Source organism: Nocardioides aequoreus, assembly GCF_000720335.1.
In the GTDB taxonomy this organism is placed as follows: Bacteria; Actinomycetota; Actinomycetes; order Propionibacteriales; family Nocardioidaceae; genus Marmoricola; species Marmoricola aequoreus.
Window position 1 is genome coordinate 54,421 of sequence record NZ_JOJN01000011.1, and the last position, 12,838, is coordinate 67,258.

Sequence of the window (12,838 nt, forward strand, 5' to 3'; positions counted from 1 at the left end):
CTGCCCGTCATGCGCGGTCCCTAGTCTCGGGAGCGTGCTCATCACCAACCACGTCCTGCAGGGAGCGGTGGTCGGCACGCTGGCCCCCGGCCCGGTCTCGGCCTTCGTGCTCGGCGTCGCGTCGCACGTGGCGGCCGACTCGCTCCCCCACTGGGGTGACAAGCCGCTCGACGAGGTGATGCACGTCGCCGTGGCCGACGGGCTGGTCGGTCTCGGCGCGATGGCCTGGGTGCTGCGGGTGACGCCCCGCGCGCGTCGCCAGCGGGTCTTCGCCGGCATGGCTGGAGCCTGCCTCCCCGACGCCGACAAGCCGGCCACGGTCTTCTTCGGCGTCTCGCCCTTCCCCGAGGCCGTCGACCGCTTCCACGCTGCTATCCAGCGCGAGTCGCAGCGCCGGATGCCGCAGGAGGTCCTCGTCGCCGCGCTCGGTGCCCTCGTCGTACGACGCCTGAGCCGTCGCTGATGCTCCGGGGCTGACGGGGGCTCGCCGACAGCGCCCCCTCAGCCCTCGAGCAGCCCCTCGCGCAGCGCCACCGACATCGTGGGGGTGAGCGGGAGCAGCGGCACCAGGCAGGCGCCGACGGCGTGGTAGAGGTCGGGCTTGCCCGGCCAGGTGCGGCCGTCGGGGGTGTTGTCGGGGGCGAGCTCGTGGTGCCACGAGCCGCGCTCGCGGTCGAGCAGGCAGCGCTCGGCATACGCCCACCACTGCGCGTGCAGGTCGGCCCAGCGCCGCTCCCCCGTGGCCCGCAGCAGCGCGGCGGCGACGGCGACGCCCTCGGCGAGGACCCAGTGCATCCGCTGGCGCACCAGCGGCCGGCCGTCGAAGCCCACGGTGTAGACGAAGCCGTCGGCGCCGTCGACCGCCCAGCCCTCGACCACCGCGGCGTCGACGAGGGCGACCGCGTGCTCGAGCAGCCAGTCCGGAGCCTGGTCCCCCAGCGCCGCGCGCAGGTGCAGCGCGAGCCGGGCCCACTCCAGCCAGTGGCCGATCGTGGCGCCGGCAGGGCGGAAGGGGTCGGCCGGCTTGTCGCTGTTGTAGTCGAGCAGCGGCTGCCAGTCGGGGTCGAAGTGCTCCGGGATCCGCCAGTCGTACGCCGGCGCGAGGTCGCGCACGACGCGCTCGGTCACGCGCAGCGCCCGGTCGCGCAGCGAGGGGTCGTCGAGCACGTCGGCCGCGGCGAGCAGGGCCTCGACGGAGTGCATGTTGGCGTTGACGCCGCGGTAGGGGTCGAGCGTCGTCCAGGCGGCGTCCCACTCCTCGACGACCATGCCGACCTCGTCGTCCCAGAAGTGCGCGAGCAGCACGGCGACGGCGTCGACCAGCAGGTCGCGCGCCCCCGGTCGGCCGGCCGCGGTGGCGCTGGCCGCAGCGAGCACCACGAAGGCGTGCTCGTAGGCCGTCTTCGCCGTCGTGGTCGGGCCGTCGGCGTCGACCCGGGCCCACCAGCCACCGTGCTTGTCGTCGTGGAAGCGCCCGGTCAGGGAGGCGACGCCGTGGTCGGCGAGCGCGGCGTACGTCTCGGCGTGCGACTCGTCAGTCGAGCCTGTCGAGACCAGGTGCGCCAGCGCGTAGACGTGCGTCATCCGGCAGGTGATCCACAGCTCCGAGGGCCGGTCCGGGACGGGCCGGCCCTCGTCGTCGAGGTAGCCGAAGCCGCCCTCGGGCAGCGCACCGTGGCGACCGAAGGCGAGCAGCCGGTCGAGCTCGCCGCGCAGCCAGGCGGCGTCCGGGGTCAGCGCCGCGCTCACGACCACGGGGTGCCCGGGGTGAAGGTCGCGACGCCGAGCGTGGAGTCGCTCTGGCCGTAGTAGGCGAACCAGGTGTCCTTGAAGTGCACCAGTCCCTCCACGAAGGTCACGTTGGAGACCAGGCCGTGGGTGTCCTCGTACGTCGAGGGCTCCAGCCAGGGGTAGTTCATCTGCGCCATCACCTCGGTCGGGCGTGCGGGGTCGAAGAGGAGCTGACCACAGGTGTAGCGCACGGTGCCGTCGGCGTACTTCACCGCCGCGTTGTGGAGCAGCAGGATCAGCCCGTTGTCGGTCCAGATCGGCTGCGGGCCCACCTCGACCAGGAACTCCCCGAAGGTGCCCTCCGGCGTGGGGAGCATCAGCGGCTGGTCCTGCGGCGCCGGCTCCCAGTGGATCAGGTCGTCGGACCACGCGTGGTAGATCGAGCCCTCCCCGAAGTACATCAGCCAGCGGCCGCCCACCTGGCGGTCGACGATGGCGCCGGCCTTGCTCCACGGGGTCGGCACGCCCTCGGCGCGCGGCTCGAAGGTGTTGAAGTCGGGGAAGAGCGGCCCGTGCTTCTCCCAGGTGCGCAGGTCGGTCGAGGTCGCCAGGCACAGCTGGGCGTTGGTGCGGTCCCAGGCGGTGTAGGTCAGGTAGTAGGTGCCGTCGATCTCGGTGACGCGCGGGTCCTCGCAGCCGAAGCGCTCGTGGTCCTCGCTCGGGCTCAGCACCGGCTCGGGGTCGCGCACGAAGTTGATGCCGTCGTCGCTGACCGCGTAGCCCACGTGGCTGACGATGTCGTCGGCGTGGGCGCGGTAGAGCAGCACCACCTGGCCGTCCTTGACCACCGCGGCGGGGTTGTAGATGCTGCCCGACTCCCACCCGTCACCCTGCGGCTGCAGGATCGGGTTGGCGTCGTACGGCGTGAAGGGTCCCAGCGGGAACTGGGCGCGGGGGGAAGTCATCGAGGTCCTCTCGGGTCGTCTGTCGGGTCACCGGGTCTCGAGACGGTCGCTGCGCGACCTCCTCGACCACCCGGGGTGGGTCAGCGGCGTACGACGGCGAAGCCGCCTGCGGGCAGCCGCACCGGCACGTCGGCCGCCTGCGTCGTGGTGGAGCGGACGGGACGGCCCAGGCCGTCGTAGACGTGCACCCGGGCGGTGCCGTCGCCCGGCACGGTGACCTCGGTGCGCTGCGGCCGGGCGGCGGCGTTGCGGAGCACGGCGGTGCCGTGGCCGTCGCCGCCGAGCACGTGCGAGGTGACGAGCGGCTGCAGCACGACGGCGTCGACGCGGGCGGCGCCGCCCCGGGTGCGGGCGACCAGCGAGGTCGCGCCGTCGGGGAGCACGCGCAGCGTCTGCGGGAGCAGCGCACCCGGCGCCTCGGAGCGGCCCTGCGCACCGATCGCGCCGGAGCGGACAGCGCCCACGCGCTCGCCCGCCGCGGTGTAGGTCGTGACCGCCCGCGAGCGCGGCCGGTAGTCGGTCACCGGCATCACCAGCGACGCCGGCTGGTCGGCCGGCACGGCGAAGGTGGCGCGGCCACCGACAGGCAGCCGGGCGAAGCCGGTGCCGCCGTACTGCGACTCCCCGGTCCAGCGGCTCTCCGGCGTGACGGCGCGGGCGCCGCCGGCGAGCGTGGCCTCCTCGGCCTGCAGCTCGGTCACGCCGACCCCGTCGCCGATCTCGGCGGTGCGGGCGATCTCGGCGACGCGGGGGTGCGCGTCGAGCTGCAGCATCGTGAGCAGGCCGTGGATCGTCGACTCCGCGCCGGAGTTCTGGTTGACCCGCCCGTCGGCCTCGACGCCGTCGATGGTGACCCCGGTGGCGGGGTCGTAGGTCGGGACGCCGGCGTTGTTGGCGCCGAAGAACCATGCGGCGTGCACGCCGGCGAGCTCGTCGCCGGCCCGGGTGCCGTGGGCGAGCAGGTTCTGCACCCGCGAGTCGGCGCCGTAGGCGATCTGCACCTGGTCGGCGCGGGTCGGCTGGCGGCCGTTGTCGGGGCCGCCGGAGGTGATCAGCCAGGGGTCGAAGGTGAAGGCGTCGCGTCGGGCCACCTTGCTGGTCGAGCCGGTCGAGACCTGGCTCGCCGCGGCGAGCGCGCCGCCCATCTGGGAGGCCCAGCCGTGCCAGATGGAGCGCGAGAGCCCCCAGGGCAGCACGCCGCCGAAGGGCCAGCGGCGGGCGTCGCCGCCCGAGAGCCCGGCGACGCCCTCCGCCAGCTGGCGCATCACACGGCGGCTCTGCTTGGTGCCGCCGTCGCGGTTGAGGGCCGCGAGGCCGATGACGGCCTCGGCGGTCGCGTCGGCGCCGTCGACGATCAGCCACGCGGGCGTACGCCGGCCGTCGGCGCGGTAGTACTCGCCGTACTGGTCGAGGACCTGGCGCTCGACCGCGCCCAACGACAGCGCGAGCCGGCGCTCCAGGAAGCGCGCGAAGCGCGGGTCCTCGTCGCGGAAGGCCGGCACCGCCTCGCCCAGCGCCCAGACCGTGCGGGCCAGCCAGTAGGACGCGTCGCTGTCGCTGGGGTCGGGCAGCTCGACCGGCTCGGCACTGCGGTTGAGCGAGCCGTCGGGCTGCATCCACAGCACCACGTTGCCGCGGTCCTTGCCCCGTGTGACCTGCATGTAGGTCAGACCGCGGAGCAGCTGGTAGGCCTTCTCGAGGCTGTCCTGGTCGCCGGTCTGCTCGAAGTGGCGCACGTAGACGATGGCCGCGCGGGAGATGTCGTCGGCGTTGTAGGCGCCCTGGGTCCAGTCCCCCGTCTCCGGGTCCTCGGTGCCGCCGCCGATCCGCTCGAACCCCTCGTCGCGCTTGTCGGCGTAGGTCCAGAGCATGCCGACCTCGGGCTCCCGGGCGAGGCGGTACGTCGTGTGCCGCGCCGTCGCCCTCGGGGTGGCCGTGTCGCCCAGGAAGTCGAGGTGGTCGAGGTTGGTCAGCGGCGCCTCCGGGGACGGCGCGGCCACCGCCCCGTCGGTCGAGCCTGTCGAGACCACGAGCCCGCTGACCGCGAGGCCGAGGGTGGCGACGAGGGCGGCGGGTCTCGACAGGCTCGACCGGCGAAGGCCGCCCGACCGGCGAAGGCCGCTGGTGGTTGTCCTGGTCATCCCTTGACTCCACTTCCGAGGTTGAGGTCGGTGAACCGGCGCTGGAACGCCACGAAGAGCGCGACCGCGGGTGCGGCGAGCACGACGGCGCCGGCGAGGATCGCGCCGAACGGGTTGGCGGCCCGGCCGGCGATGTTGCTGATGTAGTTGGCGAGCGTGACCGCGAGCGGCTGCAGCTCGGTGTCCTTGGTGACCAGGAAGGGCCAGAGGAACTCGTTCCACGGGCCGATGAAGGTCAGCAGCATCGCCGTGAGGAGCGCGGGCCGCACCAGCGGCAGCGCGATCGACCAGAGGATGCGCAGCTCGCTGGCGCCGTCGAGCTGGGCGGCGGCGAAGAGGTCGTCGGGCAGCTGCAGGAAGAACTGCCGGAAGATGAAGACGGCGGTCGAGTTGATCGCGAAGGGCGCGATCATCCCGAGGTAGGAGTCGGCCAGTCCGTAGTAGCGCACGACCATCACGTAGATCGGGATGATGAGCAGCTGGAAGGGCACGATCTGCACCAGCAGCATCACCGCGAAGAGCGTGCCCCGGCCGCGGAAGTGCAGCCGCGCCAGCGCGTAGCCCGCGAGCACGCCGAAGACGACGGTGCCGAGCATGACGCCGCCGGTGAAGATCGCGGAGTTCAGCAGCGACCGCACCAGGTCGACGCGGCCGTTGATGGCGGCGTAGTTGTCCAGGGTCCAGCCGCCGAGCGGCAGCGCACCCCTGACCGTGGTGTCCGGCGACTCCTGCAGCGAGCCGACCACCATGTAGTAGAAGGGGAAGAGGAAGACAAGGGCGCCGACCAGCAGCGCGGTCATGCTCAGGTAGCGACGCATCAGTCACGCTCCAGGAGCTTGCGGTTGACCAGCGAGATCGTGAGCACGAGCAGCACCAGGACCACGCCGATGGCGGAGGCGACGTCGGGGTTCCCCTGCTCGATGCCCTTCTGGTACATCACGAAGACCGGCGAGGTCGATGCCCCGTCGGGGCCGCCGCCGTTGGTCAGCAGGTAGGGCTCGGTGAAGAGGTTGGCGCCGGTGATCGTCGCGAGGATCACCACCAGCGTCGTGGCGCTGCGCACCCCCGGCACGGTGACGTGCCAGAAGCGGCGCACGGGGCTCGCCCCGTCGACCGACGCGGCGTCGTACAGGTCGCCCGACACGCCCTGGAGGGCGGCCAGGTAGAGCAGGATGAAGAAGCCGAGGCTCTTCCAGGTCACGAAGACCGCGATCACGGGCATCGCCAGGCCGGCGTTGACCAGCCACGAGGGGTCGGGTGCCAGCGGGCCGAGGACCTGGTTGACCAGGCCGCCGGAGGAGAAGAGGAAGAGCCACACGGCCACCAGCGCGACGCTCGCCGTCACGTAGGGCACGTAGTAGGAGACCCGGAGGAAGGTGCGCAGCCGGGCCACCGAGTTCAGCGCCGTCGCCAGCACGATCGAGAGGCCCACGGTCAGCGGGACGTTGATGACCAGGAAGATGGCGACGTTGACGAAGGAGCGCCGTACGTCGGGGTCGCCCAGCACCGTGCGGTAGTTGGCCAGCCCCACGAACGGTCGCTCCACCACGGCACCGGGCGCGGCGAAGAAGTAGTCGTGGAAGCTGATCCACACCGCCAGCCCGAGGGGGTAGGCGAAGACGAGCACCAGGAACACTGCGTACGGCGCCGCGAACACCGCCCCCAGGGGCTGACGGCCGAAGACCTTCTGGAGCACGGGACTCGTCCTACTCCTGGCCGGCGAGCTCGGTGGCCTTGTCGGCCGCGGCCGTCAGCGAGTCCGCCACGGGCGCCTCGCCGAAGATGACGGAGCGGGAGTAGTTGTCGCGGATCTCCTGCCAGATCTCCACCGAGTTGGGCACGTTGGGCACCTCGACGGTGCGGGAGGCCTGGTCGGCGAAGGTCTCGTAGGCCGGGTTGGCCTCGAAGTAGTCGGGGTAGGTGCCGGTCAGGTCGTCGCGGATCGGCATCTGGCCGGTCAGCTCGAGCAGCTGGCCGTCCTGCTCCTCGCTGGTGGCGAACTTCAGCACCTCCCAGGCGGTCTCCTGGTTGTCGCACGCCGAGTAGAGCGCGACGTTCTTGGCGTCGGAGAAGGTGTAGGTCTCCTCGGCCGGGGTGCCCTGGCTGGTCGGCACCGGCACCACGCCCCAGTCGACGCTCTCGCCGTAGACCTTGACCGCCCACGGGCCGACCACCGACATGGCGGCGACGCCGTCGGCGAAGGAGTCGCCGTCGTACTTCTCCTTGGGGCTCAGGCCCTCGGCGTACAGCTGCGCCCAGAAGTCCCACACGGCCGTGCCGGCCTCGTCGTCGAAGGTGGCGGTGCCGTCCTCGATGGTCTGGCTGCCGCCGGACTCGGCGGCGTAGAGCGGGTAGAAGTCGAACCAGGACTGGAAGAACTCGCTGGTCGGCGCCGGGTAGATCGCCGCCTTGGAGACACCCGCGTCGACGAGCTTCTTGCTCGTCGCCACGAACTCGTCGTACGTCGACAGCGGGGGGTTCTCGGCGTCGATGCCGGCCTTCTCGAAGAGCGCCTTGTTGTAGAAGATCATCACCGGGTTCTGCTTCCACGGGATCTGGTAGTACTTCTCGTCCGGCGACCGGTACTGGGTGGCGAGGTCGCCGCTGCGCTCCTCGACGTACGCCGCGCCGTCCTCGAAGTCGTCGAGCGCGACCAGGCCGCCCTGCTTCTGGAACTGCGGCACGGCGGCGGGGCTGGTGTTGAAGACCAGGCACGGCGCGTTGCCGGCGGTGATCGCAGCACCGATGACCTCCTCGGAGGTCTTGCCGGCGGGGATCTCCTGGGCGGTGACCTCCTGGTCGGGGTTGGCGTCGTTCCACGCCTCGACCATCTGCTCGCCCCAGGCGATCTCCTCGGGGTTGTTGGAGAGCCAGATCTTGATGGGGCCGGTGGCGCCACGCGCCTCCTCGGCGTCTCCCCCACCACCGCAGGCGGCGGTGAGGCCCAGGGTCAGGGCGAGGGCGGTGCCGGTCACGAGGCGGCGGTTCATGGGCGGTCTCCTTGGTGGGTGAGGGTCGGTGCAGGTGCGGTGGAGGCGCGCACCACGAGGCGCGCCGGAGGGACGTCGGTCTCGCCGGTCCCGCCGTTCTCGCCGGTCTCGCCGGTCTCGCCGGTCTCGCCGGTCGAGTCGGTCGAGACCCCGTCGACGAGCTGCAGCAGTCGTCGGGCGGCGGCACGCCCCCAGGCGACGACGTCGGTGCGCACCGTGGTGAGGGCCGGCCGCAGGTGGGCGGCGATCTCGGTGTCGTCGAAGCCGGTGATCGAGAGCTCGGTGGGCACGTCGACGCCGCGCTCGTGGGCGACGCCGAGACCGGCGGTGGCCATCAGGTCGTTGGCGTAGACGATCGCGGTGGGTCGCTCGGCGAGGTCGAGCAGCTGCGCGGTGGCGCGGGCGCCGGACTCGGCGCTGAAGTCGGCCTCGACGACCGGCCCGACGGCGACGCCGGCCTCGCGCAGCACCTGCTCCCAGGCACCGCGTCGCGAGCGACCGTGCACCAGCTGCTGCGGGCCGGCCACGTGGGCGATCCGGGTGTGGCCGAGGTCGAGGAGGTGCTGCACGGTCTCGCGCACGGCGGGGGCGTCGTCCGCCCCGCACGCGACCTGGCGGGGCCCCCAGCTCTCGCCGAGGTCGGGCCCCACGAGCACCGCGGGCAGGTCGAGCTCGGCGAGCAGCGCCGGGCGGGTGTCGTCGACGTGCAGGTCGGTGACGAGCACGCCGTCGACCCGCCCCTCCGCGACCAGCCGGCGGTACGCCGCGTGGTCGTCGCGCTCGGCCACCTGCAGCAGCAGGGCGTGGCCGCGCTCCGAGAGCACGGTCTCGAGGCCGGCGATGAAGGAGGGGAAGAAGGCGTCGGCGCGCAGCACCTCCGGCGCCCGGGCGAGCACCAGGCCCACGGCGAGCGCCCGGCTCGTCGAGAGCGCCCGCGCCCCCGCGCTCGGCGTCCAACCCATCGAGGCGGCCACGTCGAGGATGCGCCGCCGGGTGTCGCTGGAGATGCCGGGCCGGTCGTTGAGCGCGAAGGACACCGCCCCCTTGGAGACGCCCGCGGCGCGGGCGACATCGGTGATCGTGGGGCGGGCCATGGCGCCACCTAAACCGGTTTAGTGACGTGTGTCAACCGTCACATCCCCCTCGACCCGCCCCAGATGCACGCCGACCCGCCTCAGATGACGGCATCTCAGGCGGATCGGCGAGACCTGCGACCAGCCGCGCGTGTGCGCGCACCCGCCGGGTCGGCGCGCAGGCGGAACGGGTCGGGGTCAGACGCCGACGACGTGGCCGCGCAGGGCCTTGACGCGAGCGACCACCTGGAGGAGCTCGACCTCGGCGAAGCCGGTCGCCTCCAGCGCCTGCGTCAGGTACTCGACGATCCGGTCGTACTCCGGGCCCGAGATGTCGAGGCCCGCGTGGGCGCGGGTGAGTCGGTGGCCGAGCTCGGCGTCGGAGGTGTCGCGCTCGGGTCCCAGCTGCAGCACGATCAGCAGGAAGTCGGTCTGGTGACGCTGCAGCTGGGCGAGGTCGACGCCGTCGAAGTACGGCGCCAGCGTGGGGTCGGCGAGCACCCGGTCGTAGAAGTCGCGCACGGCGGAGGAGAGGACCCGCACACTCGTCATGGCCGGAGCCTGACCGGTTCGTCCACCCTTGTCACGGTGCGGGTGTGCACCGGGCGTGTCCCGCCTCAGGGCAGGCGGGCGCGGACGACGTCGTCGAGCACGCCGAGCGGCAGCGCGCCGGAGTCGAGCACCGCGCTGTGGAAGGCCTTGACCGAGAAGTCGGCGCCCTGGCGCTGCTCGGCCTCGGCCCGCATCCGCTGGATCTCCAGGCGGCCGACCATGTAGGAGCAGGCCTGGCCGGGCGTCACGAGGTAGCGGTCGATCTCCGGGCGGACGACGCCCTCGGTCAGCGGCGAGTTGTCGACCATGTAGCGCACCGCCTGCTCGCGGCTCCAGCCGAGCGCGTGCACGCCGGTGTCGACGACGAGCCGGCAGGCGCGCATCGAGTCGGCGGCGTACATGCCGAGCCGGTCGACCGGTCCCGAGTAGAGCCCCATCTCGTCGGAGAGCCGCTCGGTGTAGAGCCCCCACCCCTCGGCGTACGCCGAGTTGCGCAGGTGCTTGCGGAAGGCGGGCACGTCGTCGAGCTCGGAGGCGATCGCGATCTGCAGGTGGTGCCCGGGGATGCCCTCGTGGAAGGCCATCGCCTCCAGCTCGAAGGTGCCCCAGGAGGGGACGTCGTCGACGTTGACGAAGAAGGTGCCGCCACGGCTGCCGTCGGGCGCCGGCGGGTAGTAGAAGGCCTTGGCGCCCGTGGTCGTCGACCGCACCGCGCAGGGGGCCTGCGGCAGCACCTCGAACCACTCCGGCATCGCCTCCCACGCGCGCGCCATGGCGACCTCGGAGTCCTCGACCAGCTGCTCGCCGCGCTGGTAGTGCAGCGCGGGGTCGGTGCGCATCGCGGTGAAGATCTGCTGCAGGTCGTCGGTGCCGACGACCTCCGGCCCAAGGGCGCGGTACTCCTCCGCGAGCTTGTCGACCTGGGCCAGCCCGATCTCGTGGATCTCCTGGGCGGTCTCGTCGGTGGTCGTGTAGTAGCGCAGCGCCGCGGCGTAGGTCGCCTCCCCGTCGGGCAGGTGGGCGAGCCCGGCGCGGTCGTCGGGACGACCGAGAGCCAGCACCTCGTCGCGCAGCACCGAGCGGTACGCCGCGATCCCCGGCCGGACGTCGTCGGCGACGGCGTCGCGCAGCCGCGCCTTCCAGCCGTCGACGTCGAGCCCGTCGGGCGGGGACGCCGTGCGCATCAGGGCCGCGTCGGCCACGGGCGTCTGCAGCACGGCGTCGAGCTGGGCGATCGTGTCGGCCACCGCGAAGGCCGCGGGCACCCGTCCGGCGGCCACGCCCTCGCGGGCCCGCTCGGCCATCTCGGTGAAGTGACGACCGATGCCGCGGTACTTCGCGACCATGGCCTCGGCCACCTCCGCCGTCGGCAGCGAGAGCATCGGCACGACGATCCCCAGCGAGACCTGCAGCCCGAAGATCGGGTCGGCGGCGAGCTCCGCGAGCCGCGTCTCGGCGAGGTCGGCCCGGGCGCGCGCGTCGGCGACGAGCACGGCCCGGGTGGTGCGCTGCTCGTCGGTCAGCCCGTCGGGGTCGACCGCCTCGGCGCGGCGGGCGAAGTCGCGGGCCGCGGCGATCTCGGCGTCCTCCGCGGCCCGCGAGCCCTCCTCGAAGCGCCCGACGTCGGCGTACTCCCCCAGCAGGTGGGCGCTCGTCGGGTGGGCGCGGAGGTGGTGCTGCCAGTAGTCCTCGGCGAGCTGGTCGATGGTCTCGGTCGCGTCGCTGGTCACGTGCCCCAACCTATGCACGCGACTCCGCGCCGTGGCCGACGCCCTCCAGCCCCAGCTGCCGCGTGGTCTCCTCGCGCATCTGCACCTTGCGGATCTTGCCGGTCACCGTCATCGGGAACTCCTCGACGACCAGCACGTAGCGCGGGATCTTGTAGTGCGCCAGCCGGCCGGTGGCGAAGGCCCGCACGCCCTCGGCGTCGAGCGGCTCCGCGCCCTCGCGCAGCTTGACCCAGGCGGCGAGCTCCTCGCCGTACCGCTCGTCGGGGACGCCGATCACCTGCACGTCCTCGACGTCGGGGTGGGTGTAGAGGAACTCCTCGATCTCGCGGGGGTAGATGTTCTCCCCGCCCCGGATCACCATGTCCTTGATCCGGCCGACGATGTTGCAGTAGCCGTCCTCGCGCATCTCGGCGAGGTCGCCGGTGTGCATCCAGCCGTCCGGGTCGACCGCCTCGGCGGTCTTGTCGGGGTCGTCCCAGTAGCCCAGCATCACCGAGTAGCCCCGGGTGCAGAGCTCGCCCGCCGTGCCGCGGGGCACGGTCTCGCCGGTCGCCGGGTCGACCACCTTGATCTCGACGTGGGGGTGCACCCGCCCGATCGTCGCCGTACGCCGCTCCAGGTCGTCGTCGTCGCGGGTCTGGCAGGAGACCGGGGAGGTCTCGGTCATGCCGTAGGCGATCGAGACCTCGGCCATGTGCATGTCGTCGACGCAGCGCCGCATCACCTCGACCGGGCAGATCGAGCCGGCCATGACGCCGGTGCGCAGGCTGGAGAGGTCGTGCTCGGCGAAGGTCGGGTGGTGCTGCATCGCGATGAACATGGTCGGGACGCCGTAGAGCCCGGTGCAGCGCTCCTCGGCCACGCACCGCAGCGTGGTCTCGGGGTCGAAGCCGGGTGCCGGGATCACCATCGTGGCGCCGTGGGAGATGCAGCCGAGGTTGCCCATCACCATGCCGAAGCAATGGTAGAAGGGCACCGGGATGCAGAGCCGGTCCTCCTCGGTGAAGCGGATCAGCTCGGTGGTGAAGAAGCCGTTGTTGAGGATGTTGCGGTGGCTCAGCGTCGCGCCCTTGGGGTAGCCCGTGGTGCCGCTGGTGTACTGGATGTTGATCGGGTCGAGCGGCGAGAGCTTCTCGTCGAGCAGCTCCGCGAGGGTGACGCCGGGGTCGGAGACGGTGGCCGCCGCCCACTCCTCGCTGCCGAGGTAGAGCACCTGCTCCACCGGGGTGTCGCCGACGACCTCCTCGACCATGGCGCGATAGTCGCTGGTCTTGAAGCTCTCCGCCGAGATCAGCAGCCGCACGCCCGACTGGTTCAGCGCGTAGGCGAGCTCGTGGGTGCGGTAGGCGGGGTTGATGTTGACCAGGATCGCGCCGATCTTGGCCGTCGCGACCTGGACGATCGTCCACTCGGCGCAGTTGGGCGCCCAGATGCCGACCCGGTCGCCCTTGCCGATGCCCGCCCGGCGCAGCCCGACGGCCAGCGCGTCGACGTCGCGGTCGAGCTCGGCCCAGGTCCAGCGGCGCCCGGTGGCGTACTCGACCAGCGCCTCCCGGTCGGGGTGGCGCGCGACCGTGGCCTCGAAGGTCTGCCCGATCGTGCCCTCGAGCAGCGGCGGCTCGGTCTCTCCAGCGGCGTAGGACTCCATCCTCGGAC

General features: G+C 72.4%; 11 protein-coding genes. 1 reads left to right on the forward strand and 10 read right to left on the reverse strand.

The window, feature by feature from the left end:
* The first annotated feature begins 34 nt into the window (after positions 1-34).
* Complete coding sequence (locus IG63_RS0117145) at positions 35-463, forward strand: hypothetical protein (RefSeq protein WP_030485571.1); 429 nt, start codon at positions 35-37, stop codon at positions 461-463.
* A 38-nt stretch (positions 464-501) separates the two neighbouring features.
* On the opposite strand, the gene IG63_RS0117150 is transcribed toward IG63_RS0117145, so the two are convergent.
* The 10 genes from IG63_RS0117150 to IG63_RS0117195 all read right to left on the reverse strand — a co-directional run bounded on the left by IG63_RS0117150 (position 502) and on the right by IG63_RS0117195 (position 12,830).
* The gene (locus IG63_RS0117150) at positions 502-1,749 is read right to left on the reverse strand and encodes an AGE family epimerase/isomerase (protein ID WP_030485572.1); all 1,248 of its coding nucleotides are present in this window, start codon (positions 1,747-1,749) and stop codon (positions 502-504) included.
* Entirely contained in the window at positions 1,746-2,696 is a 951-nt protein-coding gene (locus IG63_RS0117155) for a glycoside hydrolase family 130 protein (RefSeq protein WP_030485573.1), read from the reverse strand. The genes IG63_RS0117150 and IG63_RS0117155 overlap by 4 nt, the downstream gene beginning before the upstream one ends.
* Before the next feature lie 80 nt (positions 2,697-2,776).
* Positions 2,777-4,837, reverse strand: a complete 2,061-nt coding sequence (locus tag IG63_RS0117160) for a hypothetical protein (RefSeq protein ID WP_157210261.1) — start codon at positions 4,835-4,837, stop codon at positions 2,777-2,779.
* Complete coding sequence (locus IG63_RS0117165) at positions 4,834-5,655, reverse strand: carbohydrate ABC transporter permease (RefSeq protein ID WP_030485575.1); 822 nt, start codon at positions 5,653-5,655, stop codon at positions 4,834-4,836. The genes IG63_RS0117160 and IG63_RS0117165 overlap by 4 nt, the downstream gene beginning before the upstream one ends.
* On the reverse strand, positions 5,655-6,533 hold the full coding sequence (locus IG63_RS0117170) for a carbohydrate ABC transporter permease (protein WP_051707056.1): 879 nt from the start codon (positions 6,531-6,533) through the stop codon (positions 5,655-5,657). The genes IG63_RS0117165 and IG63_RS0117170 overlap by 1 nt, the downstream gene beginning before the upstream one ends.
* A gap of 10 nt (positions 6,534-6,543) precedes the next feature.
* Positions 6,544-7,827: an extracellular solute-binding protein gene (locus IG63_RS0117175; protein ID WP_030485577.1), complete on the reverse strand. Its 1,284-nt coding sequence runs from the start codon at positions 7,825-7,827 to the stop codon at positions 6,544-6,546.
* Complete coding sequence (locus IG63_RS0117180) at positions 7,824-8,921, reverse strand: LacI family DNA-binding transcriptional regulator (protein ID WP_030485578.1); 1,098 nt, start codon at positions 8,919-8,921, stop codon at positions 7,824-7,826. The genes IG63_RS0117175 and IG63_RS0117180 overlap by 4 nt, the downstream gene beginning before the upstream one ends.
* A gap of 177 nt (positions 8,922-9,098) precedes the next feature.
* A complete protein-coding gene (locus IG63_RS0117185) occupies positions 9,099-9,452 on the reverse strand; it encodes a group I truncated hemoglobin (protein ID WP_084597280.1) in 354 nt (117 codons plus the stop codon).
* A 65-nt stretch (positions 9,453-9,517) separates the two neighbouring features.
* On the reverse strand, positions 9,518-11,182 hold the full coding sequence (locus IG63_RS0117190) for a DUF885 domain-containing protein (protein ID WP_030485580.1): 1,665 nt from the start codon (positions 11,180-11,182) through the stop codon (positions 9,518-9,520).
* A gap of 10 nt (positions 11,183-11,192) precedes the next feature.
* Entirely contained in the window at positions 11,193-12,830 is a 1,638-nt protein-coding gene (locus tag IG63_RS0117195) for an AMP-binding protein (RefSeq protein ID WP_030485581.1), read from the reverse strand.
* Positions 12,831-12,838: the final 8 nt, after the last annotated feature.

Excerpts from the sequence above, each read along its gene's own strand:
- IG63_RS0117180 (WP_030485578.1), bottom strand. The coding sequence starts at position 8,921 with ATGGCCCGCCCCACGATCACCGATGTCGCCCGCGCCGCGGGCGTCTCC.
- IG63_RS0117175 (WP_030485577.1), bottom strand. The coding sequence starts at position 7,827 with ATGAACCGCCGCCTCGTGACCGGCACCGCCCTCGCCCTGACCCTGGGC.
- IG63_RS0117165 (WP_030485575.1), bottom strand. The coding sequence starts at position 5,655 with ATGCGTCGCTACCTGAGCATGACCGCGCTGCTGGTCGGCGCCCTTGTC.
- IG63_RS0117155 (WP_030485573.1), bottom strand. The coding sequence starts at position 2,696 with ATGACTTCCCCCCGCGCCCAGTTCCCGCTGGGACCCTTCACGCCGTAC.
- IG63_RS0117160 (WP_157210261.1), bottom strand. The coding sequence starts at position 4,837 with ATGACCAGGACAACCACCAGCGGCCTTCGCCGGTCGGGCGGCCTTCGC.
- IG63_RS0117195 (WP_030485581.1), bottom strand. The coding sequence starts at position 12,830 with ATGGAGTCCTACGCCGCTGGAGAGACCGAGCCGCCGCTGCTCGAGGGC.
- IG63_RS0117185 (WP_084597280.1), bottom strand. The coding sequence starts at position 9,452 with ATGACGAGTGTGCGGGTCCTCTCCTCCGCCGTGCGCGACTTCTACGAC.